Source organism: Acinetobacter sp. UBA2581, from assembly GCF_002339435.1.
In the GTDB taxonomy this organism is placed as follows: domain Bacteria; phylum Pseudomonadota; class Gammaproteobacteria; order Pseudomonadales; family Moraxellaceae; genus Acinetobacter; species Acinetobacter variabilis.
In genome coordinates this window covers 23,861-50,265 of record NZ_DDLD01000052.1, presented here as the reverse complement: position 1 = coordinate 50,265, position 26,405 = coordinate 23,861, and the positions used below count along the sequence as shown (strand labels likewise).

Here is a 26,405-nt window from a genome sequence, read left to right as displayed (position 1 = left end):
ATTAGTCACCACCAGAATTAAATGGTAAATATTCAAACCATCGTTTAGGTATCAATTTGTCAGACACCGTATATTCTGGTGGCTTAGGATCAATATCCTTATTAAAAATTAAGGTTCTATTAGTCGCTGTTGAGCGACCAGTACCAAATGTTAAACCTATAATACCTGAACCTAAATCTCCAATTTTCTCAGGGTTGGTGGATGTAGTCGTTCCAAAACAAGTTTTATCACCATAAGGCAGGCAAAATTTGTAAGCTGAACTACTACCTACAATCCCGCCAGTACATTCTGTTGCATCCCCATCTTTAGCAGTACTTTCATCAGGATTAAAAAGTGAATAGTACAGATCATTGTCTAATGCTATACCTTCTTCCATTGCTCTTACTTGATGCTTCGCATCTTTACCTACTTTAGGCATTGGAAAAAACCAGCCTTTATGAGTACCTCTATTAAAGCTACCAGTACCACTTATATCGTGCATCGAATCTAGGGTAATTAATGTAGGAGTACCTACTGGACTAGACGCCACAGTATCATCTTTAATTGCAACAACATAATCTTGAGGATAAGACGTGCCCGTGTCTAATGGACTACTACGATCACCTGAAGCCAAGGTCACCATTGCAAAGCGTTTACCGTTATCATCTTTATGAATGGTAAAGGTAGGAGCCTCATAGAAACGTCTTGGAGATTTACCAGTGGTATTTAGGTCTGCTATTTTGTTTGCTTGATATACTAGGTTACTACTCGCGGCACTTGAACCCAACTTTGAATTAAAATCAATACGGAAAACCTGTCCACCCAAATCACCCACATACAAGTGATCTGTAATACCATCACCATTACGGTCGACCGCTTTCACACGTGATGGAATACTATGTGTCATTGCTTTAATTTCTGTAGACTCAATAGCACCACCTTTAGAAGTGGCATTACTACTTCCCCACCACAACAAAGTACCCGCTTTGGTATTAGTATCCAAATCTTCAGCAGCAAAGATATAGATTCCATTACCATCTACCTTTCCACTTAAGTCAGCATTACTCAGTTGCTGTTCATACTTACGATCATAACCACCACCCACAATCATGGCTAACTTTTTCTGACCTTTCCAAGGAATATAAGTGATGACTGGTTTTGACCAACTTTCTCCCATATAAGACAAAGCTCCAGTCGTATGATCATCCGGTTTAATAGCAAATAGAAGTTTTGGTTTTCCAGAGGTCTTGCCCAAATTAGTTAAATCCAGTGCATAATAACTTCTACCACCCATACGTAGACCACCATAAGCATATTGCTTTTTAGCAGTCATAATTTCTTTATCACCTTCAAAGCTATACTCGTATTCAGTATGGGCTACCCATGGTCCATCTACACCATAAAAGAAATTATCAGTATTTTGTGTTGAAAAACGCCTCATTGCCAAAGATTCTGCAAAACCTTTTTCTTGAGAGTTATTTTGGCGTGTTAAAAACTCGCTTGGTAAGAAGCTAAAGACTTCTTTACCATTATCTGCATTTACAACCTGAACTAGACCTTGTGTCGTCCCTGCTAAAATATAGTCCTCCCGCTCAGAAACACCATATTCACCATCTTTTTCCTCAAAGGTACCTTTTTGCGTCAACATGATTGGCGTTGAGTGAATCACAGATCCCATTTGGAAGTCTTGATTGGCTGTTTTTGTTTGTAAATAGCTTACTTGGTCATTGTATGATTTACTTGCCAATGCATCGAAGTCACTTTGAGTGAGTTTTGAGTAGCCTAATAACCCATATAAATATTGTTTATTGTTTAAAGATGTAGTCCCATTCAGAATATCAGTCACTGCATGCTTTAAAGCACTGCCATTATTAACCCCAACATCTAAATAAACATTCCGATTAAATCCTAAATGTCCAGAAGCAGCTAATGGCTTATGATGGACTTTAAGCTTACTTAATAAACCACCCCATGCCATATAGACATCATCATCTGAACTACCATTCGCTTCAAACCAATAATCGCTTAACTTTTCTTGTATTTTTCCATCTTTAAATACAGGCTTATCTGATTGATCTACGACTGTACCCGTACTAGTTTTAACTTTAAATTTCTTGAGGTTGCCAGCCCATAACTGCTCTTTACCTCCAGCAATTGGTTTAAACATCGGGAAATATGAATAGTTTTGTAATTGTGTTGGATTCAATGCATCCACAGGAATAGTATTGGTTCCCATGGTAGAACCTTCGATTTCCACAGAAACATCATCAACAAATTGTTCAATACTTTTTACAAGATCCTGTGTTGATTGAGCATTATAAAATCCACCATTTCCATTGCTCTGTGCTTTTTCTCCCCACTTACATAATGACTTATGATCATTTTTAGTTAATGAATCACAATTGAAGAATCCCCCATTTCCTCCACTTTCTTTTAAGTCATATCCTCCACCAAACCCTACTGTTGCTGTTAATACACCATTCACCGTCCTTTTAGAAGCGGCATTAGTATGGATATTTGACCAATAATTATTACCAGCACTACTAGGCTCTCCATCGGTCAAAAAATATATCCCTTGACCTAAACAGCTTTGTTTGGCATTTACAGCAGTTTTATCAAACAACCCCCTGGAAACTTCATAAGCTTGCGATATTGGAGTCCCACCAAATGCTTTTAATTTGGTAATTTCGGATAAAAACTTTTGCTTACCCTCTTTATCCATAGCTAAGAATTTTTTTTGGTTTGTTGAGGTTCCAAAATTAATGACAGAACCATTTTGTGTATTATCTGTTAATGGATAATAACCTAAACTATAATTCATATGGGGTTGAGTCGTATCACTAGCCACTAACTCAAGTAAACCTTTTTTCATTTTTGCTAGTCTTGTTAAACACCTATATGTATCTGAACCGGAGCTTTCTGGTTCACAAGATCTTTTAATTTTATTTTTATATTCTTCTTCTACATTTGATGTTCCCATTACACCTAATTCTACTCGACAATAGGCTTCTCCTTGAGGGGCATAAATATATTCATTTCCACCAAATTGAACAGTTAAATTTTCTGGTAAATATTCACCATTGTAAATATAGTAGGTACTATATTGCTGGAATAATGCCCCCTTACAAGCATATTCATCATTACAAGATTCCACAGATTTAGTCACCAAGTTATCTTTCCAGACATATAAATTAGATCTATCCCCACGTTTAGCATCATAATAATCATCTATTTTATAATCTCCACCACTACTCACTTCATAGTAATTACTTCCATCTTTTTTATAATTCTTCCCGTTTCCATAACTTGTGAAGGTGATCACCTTTATACCTTTATTCGCAGTAAAAGTACTTACCTTTTCAAACCCTCCATAACTAACGTTTTTTGTAGTACAACTTTGACCTAATTTTTTAATATTATTATCAGAATCATAGTATTGGTAATCATCAAACAATGAATAGACCCCCATACTTCCTGAAATATCAAGCATGAAATGTACATCGATATTTCCAGTACCACCCGCCTGATAAATATCAATATCGGACGCTGAGATTTGAGTAGGAATACCACTTAAAATTAAAGCTGTCACTAATGCAGATAAAGCCGATACTTTAAATTGCATCCATTTTTTTTTCATCTGTGTGCTATTTTTCATAACGGCTCTCCTATGAGCTTGCTGGAGCAACATATTTCTTAATAAACTGTCCTAAATTGTATTCTGCGACTTGAGTTTTATAAGGCACACTTGCACCACTTAAGCACTCTGAAACCGTTTGCAAGTCAGAACTAGAATCATCGATATAACTTAAGTTTTGCATACACATATTAATAGTTTTATCTTTGGTAGAACTAAGTGTAGGCATAACAGTCGTGGAGGTAATCACTACACGTAATGTATCCTCTAACTTTGCATTTTCAACATCAGTCCCAATTTGATAATGCGCAAATGGCTCATCCTCAGGATATCCAGCAACACGTACAGCAATTTGAGTCATTGCGGCACCACGCCCACTTACATAGTCAGCTTTAGAGTCGTTGGTTTGACAAAAACCCATCTTGGTTGAACCACCTATATGTTGAATATGTACTTTATCTTCAGGTATATCATCATCATTCATCGAAATATCAGAGTAAATTAAACTCGCATTTCCTATTTGATAGAACTTTGGTGACTTTCCTCGATAACAAATAACTAATTCTTTATTCCGATTACTTTCCATCTTTGGAAAGCCGAACAACCCCGTTCCAACCAGCTGACTCTTAATAAAATCCAAGTTTTCAATATAATAAAAAGAGGCATCATTATTTTGATCCATAATATTATTCGCTTGGCTATTGGTCGCAATTCTTAACCCAAACATACCGCCACGCATAGCCATAGCACCAATGATCGTTAGTAAAATAACAACCACCATAACCACAATAATTGTTGAACCTTGTTGATTGACTTTGTTCATAACTCTTCCCCCAGTCCATTACGAAGCGCAATCGTACGTTCGACTGGAATCCACACATATTTAGTCGTTACAGATGGCGGCTTTTTGATCGTATATTTATCACCAAATATCTTATGCTCTAATTTTTCTTCCGAGTTCGTATTAATGCTATCTAAAGACCTTGCTAAAACTCCAATCTGTAGAGAGACAGCTTTAGATGTATTAGGTTCATCAGCAAACTCATCTAAAGTTTTATATGACAAATTATTATCTTTATCTTTAACACCTATTCGCACTTTAAAAAGATCAACCCCTTTCATAATAATTTGGCCCTTCCCATCTAGACCTGAAAGTGCTACACCATCTTTGTATTTCCCGGCATCACAAGCCAATACAAAGTCGTTTGCGCTGCCATTATCGTCTTTACGTATAAAGTAACGTTGAACAACTATGTCATCAGCATTAATCGTATTTCCTTCGCAATCATATTCTTTAGATTGATCTGGTTTATATTGAATAACCAATACGTCACTTTTATCAGCTATGAAAGATGATTTAACCCCCTCGCCAGAAACACTTGTACTCGCAGCTCCAGTCAGATAATTGCTCGTATTTACAATTAGCCCCGACACCTGATCAGGTTTAATTTCTGTAAATGGCAAATTAAGGTTTGTAAGCTTAATATCATCTGCAACATAAGTAATGCCTATGTTCGCATTATCTTGCAGTCCTTGAATTGATTCTTGAAACGCTAAACTGCGCTGCCCAGACAGCAACATCTGAAAAGCCGCCCCGACAATAATGAGGCCAAGTACCAGAGATACCATAAGCTCAACAAGTGTGAAACCTAGATGAGATTTATTCATTGAATGCCTCCACCACTACACACTTGGCATCAGACTTATATGCAAATTTAGCAGTTTCAGTGCAAGAACCAGGCTTAGCATCTGTCTCGCCCCAAGCAACATAAATACATTGACGCCCATTTGTCGTTTCTGGACATTTATAGACTCCTATATTCATACCTCTAGCGGCTGCCAACTCATGCATTTCATTCCAATCCTTACCTGCAAATGTATCTCCAGAACATGACCCTTTAAAACAATTCGTATAAGAGGTACGACTCACATACATCCGCTCAGATAAATTCCGAGCTATATTGACAGCTTCAACACGACTTAAAGATTCGGATGCCATTTCCAAGGTTCGATATTGCAAGGCAACAAATCCCATAGCAGCGATTGCAAGAATGACTAAAGAAGTAATAATTTCAATTAAGCCCACACCTTTTTGACTACTTATCATTCACTCAACCTCAAGAACAACTGTTACTAGTTGAAAGTATTCCCAATTTTTCTATTTTTAATGCTTTAGTTCGCTCCCCATCAATATCAGAAATACTCAAACATGATCCCTCAGAAGTGTCAGCCAAACCATTACTGTAAAAAGTTATTTTTTTACTCTTCATATTAAAATTAAATTTAGAACTATCTACATCAACAAAAATTGTATTAGATGCACCCGAACTTGATGCACTAAACACAACTGTCATAGGTTTATTTTGCAAACGTGCCTCTGTACGCGCCTCTGTAAGTGCCAATTTAATTTTATTTTCCTGTTCTTTTAACTGTTGGTTCTTTCTAAAATCATTCATAGAAGGAGCCGCCATCATCGCGATAATCGCCATCACCGCAATGGTCACCATGAGCTCAATTAACGTAAAACCTTTATTCTTTTGCACACTCTTCCCCAGCTCCAAAACTTTCCCCTATTAAAAATAATATCTATAAATTTTACAAAACCTACACAGAGTAGATAAAAGGCATAAAAAAACAGATAACTGTCATATTATAGCTATCTGTTTGTTTTTTAATAAAAAATAAATTGTTAAATAATTAACAATTTAAGCCTGTGTTACAGGAATACGTAACTCTTTTGGCAGACTAAATGTAATATTCTCTTCTCGCCCATTCAGCTCTTTGGGTGCCTGTGCACCCCAATCCTGTAAACGCTGAATCACCTGCTTAATTAAAATTTCCGGGGCGGAAGCACCTGCAGTTACCCCAATTTTAGAAATATTGGTAAACCACTCCTGCTTGAGCTCATCTGCATTATCAACCAGATAGGCCGCCTTCCCCATACGTTCCGCCAGTTCGCGCAAACGGTTTGAATTGGATGAATTCGGTGATCCTACAACCAACACAACATCGCAACGTGCAGCTAAATCACGTACAGCATCCTGGCGGTTTTGTGTCGCATAGCAAATATCATCTTTGCGTGGACCTTGAATATTCGGAAATTTTTTGCGAAGCGCATCAATGACTTTCGCTGTATCGTCAATCGACAAAGTCGTTTGGGTCACAAAAGCGACTTTCTCAGGATTGCGAACTGTTAAAGCGGCAACATCCTCTTCATCTTCAACCAGATAAATGTCACCGCCATTATTTTTATCATATTGCCCCATGGTGCCTTCAACTTCTGGATGACCCTCATGACCAATTAGAATCGCTTCTACTCCCTCACGGGCATATTTGGTCACCTCAATATGTACTTTAGTGACTAGAGGACAGGTTGCATCAAAAACTTTTAAACCACGGCGTTCGGCTTCCTGCTGCACAGCCTTAGACACACCATGTGCACTAAAAATCACGATATTGTCATCCGGAACTTCATCTAGCTCATCGACAAAGATTGCACCGCGTTGACGTAAATCATCTACGACAAATTTGTTATGCACCACTTCATGACGCACATAAATTGGTGGATTAAAGCATTCTAGGGCGCGGTTCACGATCGCAATGGCACGATCCACACCGGCACAGAAACCACGCGGGTTAGCTAAAACAATTTCCATAGAAATCCTCAATACTCACTCAATTTATGGCGCTACAATTGAAATAAATGTAAAACAATCGACGTACAACTATTTAGTTTAAAGCCGGTCTACTCTAAAATAGAGAAGATATTTTATCATATCAGGAAAAATATCATGTCGGGTCTCTTGTTTGTCGTTTCTGCAGCGTCTGGAACGGGCAAAACATCCCTCGTTAAAGCATTACTTGAACGCGTCAACAATCTTCATGTTTCTGTTTCTCATACGACACGCGGTCAACGACCTGGCGAACTCGATGGCGTACATTATCATTTCTCGACTAAAGAAGATTTTTTAAACCTGGTTGAAGAAGGTGGTTTTATTGAATATGCCGAAGTCTTTGGTAATTATTACGGTACAGCACAAGCGACTGTAAAAGAACAACTTGCTAAAGGTCATGATGTATTGCTTGAAATTGACTGGCAAGGTGCACAACAAGTCCGTCGACTTTTTCCTGAATCTAAACAGATTTTCATTCTTCCGCCAAGCCAGTTTGATTTGCGTCAGCGTCTTTCCAACCGTGGAACAGATTCTGTTGAGGTGATTGAACACCGTCTTAGCTGTGCAGTCGAAGACATGCAGCAGTATGTCAACTTTGATTATGTCATTATCAATGATGACTTTAATAAGGCATTACATGATCTTGAGTCTGTGATTATTGCCAATCGACTGGTACTTTCCCAACAAGCGACCCGCCATGAAAAACTGATCCAGGCTCTAATTACTCCAAGCGAACAGTGATTAAAACTTGAGTCTCCAGACAAAGCATTTTATACTGTGCAGTCTGTTGAAATTTACTATTCAAAACGAGAATTCTTATGGCACGCGTAACCGTTGAAGATTGTTTAGACCATGTAGACAACCGCTTTGAGCTTGTACTAGTGGCAAGCAAACGCGCGCGTCAATTGGCACGTCAAGGCATTGAACCAACTGTAGAATGGGACAATGACAAACCGACTGTAGTTGCTTTACGTGAAATCGCTGCAGGTCATGTATCAAAAGATATTTTGAAACAACGTGATCAAGATTATCAAACTTCAAGTTTAGACCTTGCTCTTTCTGCAAATAATCTAAATTTAGATGGTTTTTCTTTCCAATAAGAATAAACCATTCCGAAAAGCCTAGTTTTAAACTAGGCTTTTTTTGTTCTGTGACTTTTATATTTTGCGCAGAACGGTTATAACATAAGGGTTAGCTCTAAAGTCAGTATAAATTTTTCACTTGTTGATATGAAAAAACTGACCCACTTTATGTTATACATTTCATACGAGCTTTTTCTGTTTTATTTGTTAAAAAATCCAGTTTTAAAGGTGTTTTATGCCAGGCCCACAGGTCAGTGAAGCTAAGCAACAGTTAAAAATCATCATCGACGCGTATTTAAGTGAAAGCGATGTCGAACGTGTGCTTGCGGCCTGTGATTATGCCGATATCGCCCATGATGGCATTACCCGTAAAAGTGGTGAACCTTATATTCTGCACCCTATCGCGGTGAGCTGTATTCTGGCCCATATGCGTCTAGATACTGAAACCTTAATGGCAGCGCTGCTGCATGATGTCATTGAAGATACCGACTTCAATAAAGATGACATTACAGAAAAATTTGGCAGCACGGTTGCAGAGCTGGTTGATGGGGTCACTAAGCTCAGCCATTCCAGCGATAAAGAGTATAATAAAGCAGCCTCTTTCCGTAAAATTCTGCAAGCGACTTTACAGGATCCACGTGTCATTATTGTGAAACTGGCAGATCGCTATCACAACATGACTACGTTGGAAGCATTACGCCCGGATAAACGTGCTCGTATTGCCCGTGAAACCTTTGAAATTTTCGTTCCAATGGCACGCTTGGTCGGCATGAACGAAATGGCAGATAATCTGGAACATCTCTGTTATCAGAATCTGGATCTGGATATGTATAATGATGTCCAGGCTGCCCTTTTAGAAACCAAGCCTAAACGCTGTGAATATCAGGCCAAGTGGGAACAGAAACTTAACGAATTACTACAGCAATATGCCATTGAAGGCCGGGTTAAAAAGAAAAACAATAATATCGAGCTATTACGCCATTTTGTAAAAAATGATATTGATCTGCAGGAACTTACACATAGCCACGCATTTGAAATTATCTTACAGAGTATTGCCGATTGTGACCGCCTTGCCGATATCCTGACTGAAAGTTTTACGGTTCAAAATTATCAGGACAATATTCGCCGTCCCCTTCCAGGCGGCAACCAGTCTTTAACCATGCGCTTAAAAGGCGAAAAGACTACTTTATCGCTAACTATTCAAACTGAACTGATGCGTAAAGCTGCACGCTTTGGCGTCGTACTTGGTGAAAATGCCCCTCAAGCCTGTCGCTCTGCCATTCAAGCATCCATGCAAAATCTGAACGTATTGGTTGATGGTGAATGCGCCAAAACTACGTTCAGCGAATTACTGGATTATTTGCATCAGGAAAAAATTTGGGTTTATACCCCTCACGGTCATCTGCATGAATTACCGCAAGGTGCGACTGCAGTTGATTTTGCCTATGCTGCCAGCCTGTTCCTGGGTAACCACGCTATTGGCGCTAAAATTAATGGTGAAACCAAACCGCTTTCTACGCCATTATTGAGTGGTCAGGTCGTTGAAGTTATCACTGATGTTCTTGCAACCCCAAACCCGGACTGGCTCAGTTTTATTAACACCCAAAAAGCCCGTCGCGCGATTCAGAATATCCTGCGTGATCAGGACATTGATGAACAACGCCTTGTGGGTCAACAGGCCCTCAACCGTGCCTTAAAACTTTTCCAGTGTTCTATTCGTGATCTGACCGAAGCTGACTGGAAGAATGTACTGGAATGGCGTCATGTTCCGACTAAAGAGCAACTATTTGAACAGATTGCTGTAGGTGACTTATTACCACAACTGGTCGCCAACCATTTATTCGCACATGACCAGCATCAAAATGCGAATAGTTCAGGTCGCCTGATTCAAGGTACTGAAGGTGTAGATGTTAAATACGCCCATTGCTGTAACCCGGTACTTGGTGATCCGATTCAAGGTCATCTGACTCGTCGTGGCCTGATTGTACATCGTGCCCGTTGTCATAATTTATTGCAGGAACAACATATGCATCCTGAAAATATTATGCCTCTACAATGGACGACTGAAGACCTGGATGATGTCAGCTTTACCGCCTACCTCTGTATTGATCAGGCCATGGACGATGAACAGATTTCTGATCTGATTTATCAATGTCGTAAAGGCCATACAGGTGTAGAGATGGTACGTAATTATGATGGCAAAACTTATGTAAATATTGTGGTGCATAACCGTAAACAGATTGCCAAGATTATTCGTGATTTACGCATGCATTTTGGTTTTCCACGTATTACCCGCTTAGAACAACCGCTCAATATTGCTGAAACCTCTAAAGCCAGTTAATCATTTAAAACGATAATGCTTTTGTCAGTTGAATTGATCTAATATGATGTATGTTGATGTTGACATCCTCCAGCTAAAGCAAGCGGATTCCTACTGCTAGACGCTCATGCCCAAGCGCAAGTATGTTCTTAGCGGAATTTAAATCACGATGATTTATACTTCCACACTCACATTCCCATACTCTTATTCGCAAATCTGTTCTACCTTTGGGACTGCTAGAGGTGATTTCACCGCAGCACGAACAGATTTGGGTTGTGAATTTCTCACTGAATTCCTCAAACAATACCCCTGCGTTCTCGCATTTATACTTGAGCATTGTTTTCAGTGCTGAAAATCCTGTGTCCAAAACAGATTTCGCCATCTTGGTTTTTACAAGTTTGCTCGCACTTAAGTCACCTACAACAATCAGTGCATTTTCTTTCACAAGCAGAGTGCTTGCTTTATGCAAATGGTCTTTACGACAATTGGCAATTTTAGCGTGTAATGCACGTACACGTTTTTTATTTCTTGCTCTTTGAGCAATCCCTAATTTCTGCTCGTAATTACGGTAAAACTTAGGATTTGAAATTACAGTACCATCTGAGCAGGTGGCAACGTCTTTTAGACCAAGATCAATACCAATCGCTTTAGTTGCCGTTGGTTTGTCTTGTTTAGGTGAGTCCACAACAAGACACACATACCAGCGCCCACGACTATCCTCAACGAATGAGCCTGTTCTCACGCTGTATTTACTTATGCCGTAGCTATCCCATAGCTTAAATTTCTGCTTGCCGTATTGCACATATCCATCAGCATATTTAATCGCTACTTTTTTAAATGGTATCCAACCAAGCGAACGTCTTGCTGACTTCTTGTTACTCACACGCCATTTCAGCTTTGCTTTCTTGTGTTGTCTTCTTTTATCAACATATTCTTCTGTTATCCCTTGCACTGTTTGACTATGCAAACCACACAATTTTGAAGTTCCTTTTGTGTATTGAGTCATATCAAATGCTGAGAAAAAGTCACCTGTTCTTTTCAGGTGTTTGAAACTCAAATCATTCACATAATTCCAAACAAAGTTCACCTCAGATGCTAATTGGTCTAGCACCTTGCAATGTTTGTCTTTTATGCGTAATTTAAGTGTTTTCATGAGCTTATTTTAGATCATGTTAAATTAAAGGTGTTGATTTTAAAAAATTCAACGACATTTTATGTCGTATCGCTTATATCTCTGCCCTGAAGGACAGAGTTTTACGCTCCATTTGATAAAAGGAGAAATTAATGTTCCGCCAAGTAATCCATACTGAAAATGCCCCTGCTGCCATTGGCACCTATTCGCAAGCCATTCTTGTGGGCGATACCCTGTATCTATCTGGTCAAATAGGTTTAGATCCATACAGCATGGAACTGGTTGAAGGCATTGAAGCACAGATTCGCCGTGTATTCGATAATTTAAAAGCCGTCTGCGAAGCGGCCGGTGGCTCTCTGGCAGACATCGCCAAACTGAATATTTATCTGACTGATTTATCGCACTTCCAGCTGGTGAATCAGATTATGGGTGAATATTTTGCCCAGCCTTATCCAGCACGTGCAGCACTCGGTGTTGCCAGCCTACCGAAAGATGCTCTGGTCGAGATGGATGGCGTAGTCATCATTCAGCAATAATTTTTAAAATTTATGTAACACCTAAGCTTCTATATTTCGTTTGCAATCATGAATCACTCAAGCAAAAACCCGAGCAATAATCGGATTTTTGCTTGAGTGATATTTTTTTATCTAAATCATCAATCATTATAAAAAGCATTTTCAAATGATTTTTATTGACAAACGATAACAATTATCAATAATATCTCTTATCTTATTTATTCACTGTGGTTGTATCCTATGTACGTTTGTCTATGCCGTGGCATTACAGATCAAGACATTAAAGATGCTATTGCAAATGGCGCCGAAAGTTACCGTGATGTACGCGAAATGCTTGATCTAGGGACGTGTTGTGGCCGTTGTGCTCCAGAAGCCCGTATGATCATTAGTGATGAAATTTCCCAGATTGCTGCACGGCTAGCGGTTGCTGCCTAAAGCGGATAACGATAATTATAAAATTAATGGTCTCGTATCATTACTCCTCCCCCGCCTCTGACTCTGGCGGGTTTTTATTGCTTTATATTTCATCTGAAGCTTTTTGATTGCGATTTTCATTTGCAGTTCAATAAATTACTCGCCATTGTTTGCTCGATTGATTTAAGATAAGTTAATCAAAAACCCATAGTAATAAATGGGTCAACAGGCTATATGGAGTGATACGATGAAAGGCAATCGTGATGTAATTAATCAGCTGAACCAGGTGTTGTATCACCACCTTACAGCGATTAACCAGTATTTCCTGCATTCACGCATGTTTAATGACTGGGGCATTGAAAAACTGGGTTCGGCAGAATATAAAGAATCCATCCGCCAGATGAAGCACGCCGATAAAATCATTGAACGTATTTTATTTCTGGAAGGCTTACCAAACCTACAACATCTTGGCAAATTATATATTGGCCAGCATACTCAAGAAGTACTGCAGTGTGATGTCCGCAAAGTTAAAGAAAATATTGAAGTCATTCAGCAGGCTGTGGCTTTGGCAGAAACACAGATGGATTATGTGACTCGAGACTTAGTGCGAGAAATTCTGGAAAAAGAAGAGGAATATCTGGACTGGACTACGACTCAGCTAGATCTTATCGAAAGTGTTGGTATCGAAAACTATATTCAAAGCCAGCTCTAAACTTAGAATGAATCAATAAAAAAGCCAGCTCTTGCTGGCTTTTTTATATGGAATTTATCTTGGCATATCCTGAATCAATTCTTCATAACTGAGTTCGGTTTTTTGAATAACTTTTAAGCGTTGCAGCTGATGCCTGGCTTCATTTTCATAACCATTAAAAGCTAACAGTTTGGCGTATTTAATCAGATTATATTTAGTTGGATAACTTAATACCATCTGCTCACCTGCTTGAATCTGTTCAGGGGATGCTTTGCTATAAGGGTTAAGACGAATCCAATCAATACGATGATTAAACTCTGTTAATAAATAGATTGGCTGCTGATTGGTGATTTTTTCGGGCTGTTGCTCATAACGAATACTTTGACCAAGTTTTGGCACAGCGACATCATAATCCCGATAGACCACAATCAATAACAGTAGTCCAAACCCAAAAATGATTTTCATTGCTATAGCGGGTAAGGTCACGGTTTTGATATTCGGATTTTGGGCTAGAACAGTACCTAAAATAAAACCTACTGGTAAAAGGAAATAGGCATAGTGCTGCGGAAACTCAAACATGGCATGCGTAAGAAAAGTCCCAATCATTAAAATACCAATGACTGACTCTGGTGTCTTTACCCAGCGCTGTAACTGATAGCCCAGATAACCGAAATAAGCCAAGAAAGGAATACCGATCACTACACCATTCCAGATCAAGAAATCAATAATAAAATTATGCGCACTACGGATCCAGACTGGACCCTGTACCGTATCGGTAATTGAGACAAATGCCACACTGGTCTGATACCAGCCATAACCAAACCATGGCTGTGCCTGAATTGCCGCTAGCATTTGCTGCCAAATCGCTAAACGAGACATATCTCCTGTCGCACGTGCTACTACATCACGGCTTTGCACTACATCTGCATCTATCGCTTGAGCTGCTAGCTGGCTGAGTAATGGAAAAGCAACAATGCAGGAAATAAAAAAGACGAGCCAGGCTGTGCTGTAATACCATTTCAGGCGAATAATCCCTTTATATTGGTAGAATGCCAGATAAAATATGATCGCGATCGCAGCCACCCAAGCAGTACGTGACTGACTTAACGCCACTCCCATAACAATCACAGCAGCACAAGCAAATAGCCATTTGGTTTGGATTTTTTTCTTTTCATACAGATAAAGGCAGCTCATCAATGCCATGACCAAGAAAGTCGCCATATTGTTTGGTTGGGCGAAATTGGCATAAGGGCGCTGATTACCACTAATATTGACCATGCCTGGCAATATTGAATCCAGATTAGACCACTGACACAGCGCAATTAAACCCGTAATCGTCCCTGAAGCCAAAAACACATAGCTCAGATTAGTGAAAGTTTCTTCCCGGTTATAGTTTTCTCTAGAAAAGTTATAGCCAAGTACACTTGCCAGCCAAAAGCTAAAAATAAAAATAAAGCCCATCATGGCGGTGCTAAAGAAAAATACCTGTCCTGTCAGAAAATGTATCAGTGGTACACAGGCGAGTAGCAATAATGGCAGACTGAGAGCTGGAATTTTGAGTTTTTCTTTTAGATAGAGTGTAGCAAGCGCGAATAAAGCGAAGAAGGCATAGAGTTCACCCGTGTAGGTGACCCACGGCCGATAATGAATGGGCATGAGCCACGCGAAGGAGATCAGGATTGCTGCGATGAGGGCTAGCGTGAATTTCATGAGAACTTTAGTAAAAATAAATTTTGCACATAATACACAAATAAAGTTTTAAAAATATAGCTATCCAACTTAGCGCAGAGGCTTTAAATCCACAATTTTAACCACTTCACCTTTACGTTTATTCACCAAAACAATCATACTCTGCACAGGAGCTTGTAATGGTAACCAAGCATCTGCTTCTGGATATTGACTCAAAATCTTAGCTACACGTTCAGGCTCATTACTCTGGTTTAAAACTTTTAAATCTAAGGCATATTGACTGATACGGGATTGCACTGATGCGATATCTGTATAATTGGGTGGATAACTCGTCCAACCACGTCTTTGATTTACAAAGTTATTATTTTGATAATTTTCTTCGCCTTTCAAAGCAACAATTTTTGGGCCAAAGAATGAACGCTGTTGATATAGCTTTTCTGCTTTAACTAAATCTTTTTCGTCGATCTGTTTATTCTGCACGACATTAAAATAATATTGACTATACACAATCCATAAAGGTCTACCCTGTGCAACACTATACATGCCGTAGCCATAGGCAAAAATTTGCAACAGCACAATTACCAATAAATCAAACTTTAAAGTTTTCTTTCCTTCTTTATAAACAATCCAACCCAATAAAGGGCCTAAAATCATATCCACCAGCAACAATAAGCCAAATAATTGAGTCACCCCAATCGCTTGTGCCAATGGCATTGGATACCAGATAAAGAAAATGAGCCAAGCAGTTAATAAGCCAATAAAAATAGATATAGCCAAATGCAGAATGCAAAATTTTTTCTTTGATAGCATAAATATCACTAGATATAGTTTTGACTATGAAATTAAATGAAAAACGCATCTTTAAAGATGCGTTTTTTAGATCAAATTAAATTAACAAATTTATGGTCAGGAGTACTGCCACCAGCAAAAACATCCTTTACTCTTTTAATACACAGTTAGCACCAGTACTGAAAGTACACTCAGTTTGACGTGTACCTTTAGATGGTGTACCTGTTACAACAGTGGCCATATCTTCACCTGTTGCCACTATATCTGAACAAGCAGATTTATTTGGTTCAGGCGCCGCATCAGCATCATCATTTGGATCAACTAAATTTGCATATAAAGCATTCGCATAGCCCTTAGTTTCAGACATACATGCGCGTTCACCAGCTTTATTAGTGTAATTTTGATAAGCAGGAATCGCGATTGCAGCAAGAATACCGATAATCGCAACAACAATCATTAATTCAATAAGGGTGAAACCTTTTTGAGCGTTCATAACATTCTCCACAAATGTTTTTTGTTTATTTATAAGCCTAAAGAAAAGCTCATTTAGCTTAATTTTATATTTAGCACTAAGTGTGCCAAGTTTTATTATAATAAAATTGAGAGAAAAAACAGCACTTTAAAAAAATATTTTTATTTTTGTAATTCTTATGTTTTATTTTGTGTAACTAACTGACAAATTTTGTCAGTTAGTTGACTAAAATCACCCCAGAATAATCGGTTTATTCCCTAATTCATTCTTTAAATCATCTATTTTCCGATCATAGTACTGATCTAACACTTCTCCAATCTGCTTTATCCCTTCAATTACACCCTCTTTAAACTTCTGCTGGACTAAATGCTGAATAATATTTTGGCAAATTTCATCCCAAACGTGTTGGGTCGTTGCATCTTTAATTCCCCGATCAATCACAATTTCAACCTTGTGCTCACAGAGGTTTAAATATACAAGTACACCACTATTATGCTCTGTATCCCAAACCCCAAGTTCAGCAAAGAGCTGGCGGGCACGACACAGCGTATCCTGGTAATAAGCAGAACGAGAAGGTAGAGAACCTTCAATCACGACCTGAATTTCCCCCACATGCCCATGCTCGGCTTCTTCTACAGCTAATGCAATGGCATGCTGATCCTGCTTGGAGAAAAACCGCTTGGTTGCAGGCATATAAAAGAAGTGCTTAAGCCAGCGCTTAAAACTCGGCTGCGCATGTTCTTCCAGTTTGGGCTGTGTGACAATATCTGTTGTATCTGTAGTTGTTACCATGAGCCTGATGCTCCTCCCCCACCAAAACCACCGCCGCCTCCACCGAAGCCGCCGCCTCCAAAACCACCACGTCCACTACCACCGCCACGACCTCCACCTGCCATAAAGGCATGCAGGATCAACTGAGCAAGTGAGGTAACGAGCAAAAAGAAAACTCCAGCACCAATTAATAGGCTAGCGACCAATCCCATTCCATTCACTAATCCAGCTGCAGTTCCAGCCACTGCGGCAGTGGCCGCACTCAGCTTCCTGCCAAAGATCATGGAACCAATGACGCCAGCGACGATAATAAAAATAACCGAACCAAAAGTCGCTTGAGATGCTTGCTGCGCTTTATAAGCCTGCTCCTGACGCGCTTTAAGCTCAGCTGCTGCTTGAGCTGCAATTTCAGGATCCAGATTTAGAATACGCTCGATTTCTGCCAGCCCAGCATCTATCCCTTGCGCATACTGCCCCTGCTTAAACAAAGGTGTAATTTTGTTATTAATAATCCGTCCAGCCACAATATCCGGCAGAACGCCTTCTAGCCCATATCCCGTTAAAATCTGGATACGATGGTCATTTACCGCAATGGTCATTAACAGACCATTATCATGTTCTTTTGACCCCAGTTGCCAGCGATCTGCCACACGCATGGAATAGTCAAAAATATCTTCCTGGCCCGTGGTAGGGACAATTACTACGCCAATCTGAGCCTTACCTGCCTGATAGAGATTAATGATTCTTTGACTAAGTTGCTGTTTTTCTGCTGCCGTTAATAAATTTGCCTGATCAATCACCGGTTCATTCATGCTGGGCAAGTTGCGCTGAACCTGACCTTCTGCCATATCATTGACAATTTGGGGCTGCGGTGCTGTATCTGCAGATTCTACATTTTGATCCTTAGTATTCGTTTTAGGCTGCAAAATTTCACGTGCAACAATGACTTCTTCTGTATCAGTTGCCGTTGCTGTTTCACTCCAGGCAGAATTCATCAGGCACATAATGAGGCTGAGAAATAGACCTGTACAAAGTTTTACAGCGCTCGTATACATCATTGCAGCCACCTTATTAGTGATTATCCAAGATCAAGCTTAGTCAAATGAAACCTTAGGTGCCTGTTGCGCGCTTTGCTCTGCACTAAAGTTTGGCTTGGTATCCATCCCAATGACTTTGGCCGTCATCACCTGCGGGAACTGGCGTGCATAAGAGTTAAAATCTTGTACAGTCGTAATATAACGGTTACGCGCTACCGCAATACGGTTTTCAGTACCCTCAAGTTGTACCTGTAAATCGCGGAACTGCTCATTGGCTTTTAGATCAGGATAATTTTCAGTTACTGCCAGTAGACGTGACAAGGCACTGGTCATTTGTGCCTGTGCCTCCTGATAACGCTGGAACAATTCAGGATCTTCCAGCACTTCACGATCAACTTTCAAACCTGCAACATTGGCGCGTGCCTGAGTCACCTCAGTCAATACCTGCTCTTCATGCGCTGCATAGCCTTTTACCACATTTACCAGATTCGGCACCAAGTCAGCACGGCGCTGATACTGGTTCTGCACTTCAGACCATGCCGCAGTTACTGCCTCATCCTTGACTTGTAAGGTGTTATAGCCACAACCTGTAAGCGTCAGGGTACTGGCTAACATCAGAGCAATGAAAGATTTTTTTAATACAGGGATCATCTTTTATCCTCAATTCTTTATTGATATTTATTTAATTAATTTGATTTTAAACATATTTTTCCTAGTTTTTGTTAATTTTTATAATTTTTTACTTTTATCGTTTTTATTCCTTCTGTTCTGCTTCAGAGCTACGAATTAATATTGGATATATTGATAAGTTCAAATTCATATTTTATAAGCTCATAGGATTAAGCTAACCAAATATTCAAAACAAAGAAAAATAAAAAAACCCGCCGTAGCGGGTTTTTTTTAAATAGATGATTAAATTAGATTAAATATCAAGATAATCGAGAATACCTTCTGCAGCCTGACGACCTTCCCAGATCGCAGTCACCACCAGGTCAGAACCACGGACCATGTCGCCACCAGCAAAGATTTTTGGATTTGAAGTCTGGAATTTGTATTGCTGTTGTTCAGCTGCAAGTACGCGACCTGAACCATCCAGATTGATTTCTACATCAGTGAACCAGTCTGCTGGGCTGGTACGGAAACCAAATGCCAGCAATACCGCATCTGCAGGCAGAATTTCTTCTGAACCTGGAATTGGTTCCGGACTACGGCGGCCACGGCTGTCTGGTTGACCCAGTTGAGTCGTTACCACTTTTACGCCAGTCACTTTGCCATTTTCACCCACGATTTCGATAGGTTGACGGTTGAACTGGAATTCCACACCTTCTTCACGCGCATTTTTTACTTCACGACGTGAACCCGGCATGTTCGCTTCATCACGACGATAAGCACAAACCACTGACTCAGCACCTTGACGGATTGAAGTACGGTTACAGTCCATCGCGGTATCACCACCACCCAAGACAATCACTTTTTTGCCTTCAACGCTGATGTATTCGGATGGATCTTTTTCCCACCCCTGGCAACGGTTCACGTTAGCAATCAGGAAATCCAGTGCATCATATACACCATCCAGATCTTCACCAGCAAAGCCACCTTTCATATAAGTGTATGTTCCCATACCCATAAAGACAGCATCATAGTCAGCAAGTAACTGGTCAATGGTGACATCTGTACCAATTTCAGTATTCAGACGGAATTCAACACCCATACCCGTGAAGATTTCACGACGGCGTTTCATCACGTCTTTTTCCATCTTGAATTCTGGGATACCGAAAGTCAGCAGACCACCAATTTCAGGACGTTTATCAAATACAACAGGTTTAACACCATTACGTACCAGAATATCAGCACAGCCTAGACCGGCAGGACCTGCTCCAATGATAGCAACCTTCTTGTCAGTCCATTTCACATGAGACATGTCTGGACGCCAGCCTAAAGCGAAAGCGGTGTCATTAATATATTTCTCGGCATTACCAATGGTGACTGCACCAAAACCATCATTCAAGGTACAAGCACCTTCACACAGACGGTCTTGAGGACAAACACGACCACAGACTTCTGGCAAAGTATTGGTTTGGTGACACAGTTCTGCTGCCTGGAAAATACGGCCTTCTGCCAGTAACTTCAACCAGTTTGGAATGTAGTTATGAACCGGACATTTCCATTCACAGTACGGGTTACCACAACCTAGACAACGATGTGACTGATTTGCAGCCACTTCTGTTGTGAAAGGTTTATAAATTTCCACAAATTCTGCTTTGCGGACGTCAATCTCTTTTTTCTCTGGATCTTGGCGTGCGACATCCAGGAATTGAAAGTCATTATTTAGGCGCTCTGCCATCTCTCTCTCCGTGGGTAGACCCAAGGCTTTATTCGCATTACCTTAGGTCTGCCTATATCTGCAGTAGTGGAATTATTGTGGATCAGCTTGAGTTGTTTTCAACAAGGTCAATAAGTTAGCTGCTTTTGGTTTTACCAGCCAGAACTTACGACTATAGAAATCAAACTCATGGCGGATCTTGTACGCCCAAGCACTACCTGTTTCTGCAATATGTTCATCTAAAATGCGAAGCAAAAAGGTCTGATGTTCTTCCATCGCTTCAGTTGAGATACGGTTCAGTTCAATCAACTCATGGTTGTAATGATCTACAAAATCATTGTCCAGGTCCAATACATAAGCAAAACCACCGGTCATACCTGCACCGAAGTTATGACCTACTTTACCTAGGACAGTCACAATACCGCCAGTCATATATTCACAGCAGTGATCGCCTGCACCCTCAATCACAGCAAAGGCACCAGAGTTACGAACTGCAAAACGTTCACCCGCAGTACCCGCAGCAAACAATTTACCACCAGTCGCACCATACAGACAGGTATTACCAATGATGGCAGTATTTTGAGTCTGGAATGGAGAACCTTTTGGCGGGAAGATCGAGATACGACCACCTGCCATACCTTTACCCACGTAGTCGTTCGCATCACCTTCCAGTTTCAGATGCAGACCACCGGCATTCCAAACACCGAGTGACTGACCCGCTGTACCAGTCAGATTTACTTTAACCGGATGTGCTTCCATACTCAGGTTGCCATAACGTTTGGCAATTTCACCTGACAGACGCGCACCAATCGAACGGTCACAGTTACCTACGGTAAAGCTGTATTCACCACCTGTACCTGCTTCGATTGCTGGAAGAATTTCTTCTACCATCTTCTCAGCCAGAATACCTTTATCGAACGGTTCATTACCCTGTACTTCACAGTACTGTGCTTTGCCTTCTGCTGCTGGATGTGACTCTAGCAGTTTGCTCAGATCAAGGTGAGCATGTTTGTCAGTTTCACCTGGCAGGATTTCCAGCAAATCTGTACGACCAATCAGGTCTTTCAGACTAGATACGCCAAGTGCCGCCAACCATTCACGTGTTTCTTCAGCAATGAAAGTGAAGAAGTTGATCAGCATTTGTGGTTCGCCGATGTAGTGCTCTTGGCGCAGATGATCCTGCTGAGTTGCAACACCGGTCGCACAGTTATTCAAGTGACAGATACGCAGGTATTTACAGCCCAATGCGATCATTGGCGTTGAACCAAAACCAAAGCTTTCTGCACCCAGAATTGCTGCTTTTACCACGTCAAGACCGGTTTTTAAACCACCATCGGTTTGTACACGGACTTTGCCACGCAGGTCGTTTACACGAAGTGCTTGATGCGCTTCACTTAAACCTAATTCCCATGGAGAACCCGCATGGTGAATCGAAGACAATGGAGATGCTGCTGTACCACCGTCATAACCAGAAATGGTAATAAAATCGGCATATGCTTTCGCAACACCTGCTGCAATCGTACCTACACCCGGTTCAGATACCAGTTTCACCGATACCATCGCTTGGGGATTAACTTGTTTCAAGTCAAAGATCAACTGAGATAAATCTTCAATTGAATAGATATCATGGTGTGGTGGTGGTGAAATCAGAGTCACACCTGGAACTGAATAACGTAAACGGGCAATCAAGCCATTCACTTTACCACCAGGTAACTGACCACCTTCACCTGGTTTCGCACCTTGAGCCACTTTAATCTGCAACACTTCTGCTGAAGTTAAGTACGCTGGGGTTACCCCAAAACGACCAGATGCAATCTGTTTAATTTTCGAGTTACGGATGGTGCCATAACGCGCTGGATCCTCACCGCCCTCACCAGAGTTAGAACGACCGCCAATGGTGTTCATGGCAATCGCAATCGCTTCATGTGCTTCAGGAGATAACGCACCCAAAGACATACCCGCAGAGTCAAAACGAGGCAGGATATCTTCTACAGACTCAACCTGATCCACTGGAATTGAGTTGTCAGTTTTCAGCTTGAATAAATCACGGATGGTTGCAATCGGACGGTTATTTACCAGCTCTGCATATTCTTTAAAGTCAGCATAATTACCAGAACGTACTGCTTTATGCAGTGAGTTAATCACGTCCGGGTTAAACGCATGGTATTCTTTGCCGAAGACGAATTTCAGCATACCACCCTGATCGATTGGCTTACGGTTTTTCCAGGCCAAATCTGCCAGTTGCTTCTGGTCATTTTCAAGGTCAGCAAAAGTTGCACCCTGAATACGGCTCGGAACACCTACGAAGCATTTGTTCACAACTTCATTGGATAAACCGACTGCTTCAAACAGCTGACCGCCACGGTAAGAAGCCACAGTTGAAATACCCATCTTAGAGAGGACTTTCAGCAAGCCTTTTTCAATACCCTTACGGAAATTGTTTTGTGCATATACTGGATCACCCAGCAATTCACCTTTAGCCACCAGATCATTGATCACGTCATATGCCAGGTACGGATAAATTGCTGTCGCACCAAAGCCAAGCAGAACGGCAAATTGATGTGGATCACGTGCAAAACCGGTTTCAACAATCAGGTTGGCATCAGTACGCAGGCCAGTATTGATCAGATGATGGTGTACTGCACCAGTGACCATCACAGCATTGGCTGGCAAGAAACCTTCACGGATTTTCTTGTCTGAAAGTACCAATAAAGTTTTGCCATCACGAATCGCTTGCGCTGATTCTTCGCAAATACGAACAATCGCAGCTTCTAGGCCTTCAGTTTCAGCATAGTTCAGATCAATATCCGCAATCTCATAACCTGTACGACCTAGCGTACGGATCTGATGCATTTTTGAATTAGACAAGACCGGACTTGAAATAATCAGACGGTCTGCATGTTCTGGACCCTGTTCGAAAACGTTTTGTTCACGACCTAAACAGGTTTCCAGCGACATTACAATCGATTCACGTAATGGATCGATTGGCGGATTCGTTACCTGAGCGAACTGCTGACGGAAATAGTCTGATACATGACGTACCTGACGTGACAGAACCGCCATCGGGGTATCATCACCCATAGAACCCACAGCTTCCTGACCACTTTCAGCGATTGGACGCAGCAACTGGTCACGTTCCTCGAAAGTCACCATAAACATTTTCTGTGCCGCTTTCAGGTTGTCACCTTTCAAGCCTCGCTCACATAGATATTCTTCTAGCTCAGGGCTGCCTTGTAGACGTACAGCATTTTCACGTAACCATTCACGGTACGGACGCATACGTTTCAAGTGATTATTCACATCCTGAGTATCTAATACTTTACCGGTATAAGTATCGATCACCAGCATTTGGCCAGGACCCACACGACCTTTAGAAATGACATCTTCAGGTTCATAGCCCCATACACCGATTTCTGAAGCCAGTGTAATGTAGCCATTTTTAGTGATGACCCAACGTGCCGGACGCAAGCCGTTACGATCCAGCATACAGATCGCATGACGACCGTCTTGGATAACTAAACCTGCAGGACCATCCCATGCTTCCATATGTTTAGAGTTGAACTCATAGAATGCACGTAAATCAGCATCAAGCGTTTCGACGTTCTGCCAAGCAGGTGGAACCAGCATACGTAGCGCACGGAAGAGATCCATACCACCCCCCACTAGAATTTCCAGCATGTTATCCAGACTAGATGAATCTGAACCAGTACGGTTTACGATTGGACTCAGCTCAGTCAGACCTGGCAGTAACGGGTTTTCAAATTTAGGCGTACGCGCCATTGCCCAGTTACGGTTAGCCGTAATAGTGTTGATCTCACCATTGTGCGCAAGGTAACGGAATGGCTGAGCCAATGGCCAGCGTGGCAATGTATTGGTAGAGAAACGTTGATGGAAGACCACGATATGTGATGCCAGACGCTCATCAGCCAGGTCAGTATAGAAGTCAGCAATAGCTGCTGGCATCATCAGACCTTTATAGCTGATTACAGTTGAGCATAAGGTCGTCACATAGAAATATGGATCACTGGTTAACTGCTGTTCAGCACGACGACGCGCAAGGAACAATTTACGGTTGAATTCAACTTCAGTCACACCGATTGGGCAGTTAACAATCACCTGTTCAAAAGCTGGTAGAGACTGCATTGCAATCTCACCGAGCGCATCATTATTCGTCGGTACAACACGCCATGCGATAACGCGACAGCCTTCTTCTTCAATTTCTTTCGTCAGGACTTGTTTTGCATGTGCAGCTAATGCTGGGTCCAGATTCAGGAATACTGTACCCACAGCAAAAATCTCACTTAAGGTAATGTCGCTTAAGCGTTTGGCCTCTTCACGGAAGAATTCTTTAGGCATTGCCAGCAATAGACCACAACCATCACCGGTCTTGCCATCAGCAGCAATACCGCCACGGTGGGTCATACAACTTAGACTATGAATTGCGGTCTTGACCAGATCATGACTGGCATCACCCTGCATATGGGCGATCAAACCGAAACCACAGTTATCTTTAAACTCATCCGGTTGGTATAAACCTTGAGCGGGAGCTACATTATTAGGCGATGGCATGTGCATAGCGTACCCTTCTTTTCACTAAGCCCGATAGGCTATTAAACAATCTAAATTCTGCTGTGCGTGACTGTCTGATTTACTCCGCAAGCTAAGCAGCTTTATAGAGCAAAATATCATTGAGTATCTTTTCAACATAATCCTTTTTCAGACGGAATGCATGAAAAATAACATTCATTTTGCTGATGGATAAGATAAAAATAAGCAACAAAGATGACAGTTACGTCTATTCATCGAATCATTTTCGCGCCAAAACAGGGAGATTAATTCAATTCATGCACCAATAAAGCAAATTTCATGCCAACTTAAGGAGCAAAAATCAAAACAACACAAATGACAAAGATTTAGTCTACAAAAGGAAAATTATGATTATTTATGGTGCGTATTTTTTGCACCAAAAGCGCACATTTATAATAAAGATAAAGTGTCCGTGCGCTATTTTAGACCGGCCTAGTTAAATGGATCACTAATCTCGTTTTCTTGAGGCCGAGAATTGCCATTTGATGAGCGCGGACTTCCTTCGACATGACTTTGAGATTTCTGTACATCCACTACATTACCTTCCTGATCACGTCGAACAATCGTGGTACTCGTGGTGCTTTCTTTAGGGGTGACCACAGGGGCTGAAGGTTGAGCTTTCGGTCTGATCTGTACGGATTCATCGACTTTCGGTAAAGGTACATTTTTCAACTGAATTTCATAGAGTTTTTGATTACTTGCCAGTTCTTCCGAACCCATACTGTTGACTAGACTGGCATATTGTTGCATGGCCACAACTTTAGGCTGGACGGATTTAGGCAGATTCAGATTGAGCGCTGATAAAGCCTGTTGAGCTTCTGCTGCGGTTTTATACAGGCCATATAACAATACATATTGTTCAGGCTGGTTCTCACCTGAAAGCCTTAAATAAACAAAGGGTTTACGATCCTGCTGCTTTTTCAGGAAAGTTTTTAGAATGGCTTCATTACCTACACGAAATAGCTCAATCGCATGCTGTTTTTTTACTTCACCAATATATTTGGTTCCACGGAATTCAGGCTCATGGCTAACATTGACCACAATCCGAGTATTGAGATCAAGAGGTTTAACCTCATCAGAAAGTGCACCAAGATAGGTCATTGAGGCCACTTTTTCCGGTTGAATCTGTAATTCAACTTCGGTTTCCGGCTTCTTCTCTACTTCTACAACTTCATCTGTATCAGTGATAGCCCAAAAAACCAAGGCAGCAAATAGACAGCATACGCCACAGACCAGCCAGAAATAATGCTGAATCTTTTGCCAAGGGGTACGTAATGCTGTCATAAAAATTTAAAC

22 protein-coding genes are annotated in these 26,405 nt (G+C 40.9%); 6 read left to right on the top strand and 16 right to left on the bottom strand.

The features are described from left to right. Position 1: 1 nt before the first annotated feature. From B3Q46_RS06415 to ispH, 6 genes are all read right to left on the bottom strand, one after another. Complete coding sequence (locus tag B3Q46_RS06415; protein WP_286713997.1) at positions 2-3,634, bottom strand: pilus assembly protein; 3,633 nt, start codon at positions 3,632-3,634, stop codon at positions 2-4. Between the two features lie 10 nt (positions 3,635-3,644). Next, positions 3,645-4,436 carry a hypothetical protein gene (locus tag B3Q46_RS06410; protein ID WP_286713996.1) on the bottom strand — a complete coding sequence of 264 codons (792 nt, stop codon included), beginning with the start codon at positions 4,434-4,436 and terminating at the stop codon, positions 3,645-3,647. Continuing rightward, complete coding sequence (locus B3Q46_RS06405; protein WP_286713995.1) at positions 4,433-5,281, bottom strand: PilW family protein; 849 nt, start codon at positions 5,279-5,281, stop codon at positions 4,433-4,435. Before B3Q46_RS06405 ends, B3Q46_RS06410 begins: the two co-directional genes overlap by 4 nt. Next, positions 5,274-5,720 (bottom strand): type IV pilus modification PilV family protein, encoded by a 447-nt coding sequence (locus B3Q46_RS06400; RefSeq protein WP_179992164.1) that lies wholly within the window; start codon positions 5,718-5,720, stop codon positions 5,274-5,276. The genes B3Q46_RS06405 and B3Q46_RS06400 overlap by 8 nt, the downstream gene beginning before the upstream one ends. A gap of 10 nt (positions 5,721-5,730) precedes the next feature. Continuing rightward, on the bottom strand, positions 5,731-6,156 hold the full coding sequence (locus tag B3Q46_RS06395; protein WP_286713994.1) for a pilus assembly FimT family protein: 426 nt from the start codon (positions 6,154-6,156) through the stop codon (positions 5,731-5,733). A 162-nt stretch (positions 6,157-6,318) separates the two neighbouring features. Then, positions 6,319-7,269, bottom strand: a complete 951-nt coding sequence (gene ispH / locus B3Q46_RS06390) for a 4-hydroxy-3-methylbut-2-enyl diphosphate reductase (protein ID WP_286713993.1) — start codon at positions 7,267-7,269, stop codon at positions 6,319-6,321. 135 nt (positions 7,270-7,404) lie between these two features. Here ispH and gmk point away from each other — a divergent pair, with 135 nt between their 5' ends. The 3 genes from gmk (at position 7,405) to B3Q46_RS06375 (ending at position 10,710) form a co-directional block, all read left to right on the top strand. Then, a complete protein-coding gene (gmk, locus tag B3Q46_RS06385; RefSeq protein ID WP_004787090.1) occupies positions 7,405-8,028 on the top strand; it encodes a guanylate kinase in 624 nt (207 codons plus the stop codon). 77 nt (positions 8,029-8,105) lie between these two features. Beyond that, positions 8,106-8,387: a DNA-directed RNA polymerase subunit omega gene (gene rpoZ / locus B3Q46_RS06380; RefSeq protein ID WP_004650579.1), complete on the top strand. Its 282-nt coding sequence runs from the start codon at positions 8,106-8,108 to the stop codon at positions 8,385-8,387. Positions 8,388-8,604: 217 nt separating this feature from the next. Next, on the top strand, positions 8,605-10,710 hold the full coding sequence (locus B3Q46_RS06375) for a RelA/SpoT family protein (RefSeq protein ID WP_004787093.1): 2,106 nt from the start codon (positions 8,605-8,607) through the stop codon (positions 10,708-10,710). Positions 10,711-10,783: 73 nt separating this feature from the next. Here the strand turns inward: B3Q46_RS06375 and B3Q46_RS06370 are convergent, their stop codons facing one another. Next, on the bottom strand, positions 10,784-11,842 hold the full coding sequence (locus B3Q46_RS06370) for an RNA-guided endonuclease InsQ/TnpB family protein (RefSeq protein ID WP_286713992.1): 1,059 nt from the start codon (positions 11,840-11,842) through the stop codon (positions 10,784-10,786). Between the two features lie 131 nt (positions 11,843-11,973). On the opposite strand from B3Q46_RS06370, the gene B3Q46_RS06365 reads away from it, so the two are divergent. The 3 genes from B3Q46_RS06365 (at position 11,974) to bfr (ending at position 13,462) form a co-directional block, all read left to right on the top strand. Then, positions 11,974-12,357: a RidA family protein gene (locus B3Q46_RS06365; RefSeq protein ID WP_004787096.1), complete on the top strand. Its 384-nt coding sequence runs from the start codon at positions 11,974-11,976 to the stop codon at positions 12,355-12,357. Between the two features lie 219 nt (positions 12,358-12,576). Then, the gene (locus B3Q46_RS06360; RefSeq protein WP_004787097.1) at positions 12,577-12,771 is read left to right on the top strand and encodes a bacterioferritin-associated ferredoxin; all 195 of its coding nucleotides are present in this window, start codon (positions 12,577-12,579) and stop codon (positions 12,769-12,771) included. 226 nt (positions 12,772-12,997) lie between these two features. Then, on the top strand, positions 12,998-13,462 hold the full coding sequence (gene bfr, locus B3Q46_RS06355) for a heteropolymeric bacterioferritin subunit Bfr (protein ID WP_180025547.1): 465 nt from the start codon (positions 12,998-13,000) through the stop codon (positions 13,460-13,462). A 54-nt stretch (positions 13,463-13,516) separates the two neighbouring features. On the opposite strand, the gene B3Q46_RS06350 is transcribed toward bfr, so the two are convergent. The 9 genes from B3Q46_RS06350 to B3Q46_RS06310 form a co-directional block, all read right to left on the bottom strand. Continuing rightward, the gene (locus B3Q46_RS06350; RefSeq protein ID WP_286713991.1) at positions 13,517-15,151 is read right to left on the bottom strand and encodes a PglL family O-oligosaccharyltransferase; all 1,635 of its coding nucleotides are present in this window, start codon (positions 15,149-15,151) and stop codon (positions 13,517-13,519) included. 69 nt (positions 15,152-15,220) lie between these two features. Then, positions 15,221-15,940, bottom strand: a complete 720-nt coding sequence (tfpZ, locus tag B3Q46_RS06345) for a TfpX/TfpZ family type IV pilin accessory protein (RefSeq protein ID WP_286713990.1) — start codon at positions 15,938-15,940, stop codon at positions 15,221-15,223. Positions 15,941-16,067: 127 nt separating this feature from the next. Further along, the gene (locus B3Q46_RS06340; protein ID WP_286713989.1) at positions 16,068-16,412 is read right to left on the bottom strand and encodes a prepilin-type N-terminal cleavage/methylation domain-containing protein; all 345 of its coding nucleotides are present in this window, start codon (positions 16,410-16,412) and stop codon (positions 16,068-16,070) included. A gap of 210 nt (positions 16,413-16,622) precedes the next feature. After that, a complete protein-coding gene (locus B3Q46_RS06335; protein WP_286713988.1) occupies positions 16,623-17,183 on the bottom strand; it encodes a TPM domain-containing protein in 561 nt (186 codons plus the stop codon). Further along, a complete protein-coding gene (locus B3Q46_RS06330) occupies positions 17,177-18,220 on the bottom strand; it encodes a TPM domain-containing protein (RefSeq protein WP_414631440.1) in 1,044 nt (347 codons plus the stop codon). The genes B3Q46_RS06335 and B3Q46_RS06330 overlap by 7 nt, the downstream gene beginning before the upstream one ends. Positions 18,221-18,256: 36 nt before the next feature. Beyond that, positions 18,257-18,850 (bottom strand): LemA family protein, encoded by a 594-nt coding sequence (locus tag B3Q46_RS06325; RefSeq protein WP_004787108.1) that lies wholly within the window; start codon positions 18,848-18,850, stop codon positions 18,257-18,259. Between the two features lie 271 nt (positions 18,851-19,121). Then, a complete protein-coding gene (locus B3Q46_RS06320; RefSeq protein WP_180025542.1) occupies positions 19,122-20,543 on the bottom strand; it encodes an FAD-dependent oxidoreductase in 1,422 nt (473 codons plus the stop codon). Between the two features lie 72 nt (positions 20,544-20,615). Continuing rightward, entirely contained in the window at positions 20,616-25,091 is a 4,476-nt protein-coding gene (gene gltB, locus B3Q46_RS06315) for a glutamate synthase large subunit (RefSeq protein WP_286714004.1), read from the bottom strand. Between the two features lie 450 nt (positions 25,092-25,541). Continuing rightward, positions 25,542-26,393: a hypothetical protein gene (locus tag B3Q46_RS06310; RefSeq protein WP_286713987.1), complete on the bottom strand. Its 852-nt coding sequence runs from the start codon at positions 26,391-26,393 to the stop codon at positions 25,542-25,544. Positions 26,394-26,405 lie beyond the last annotated feature (12 nt).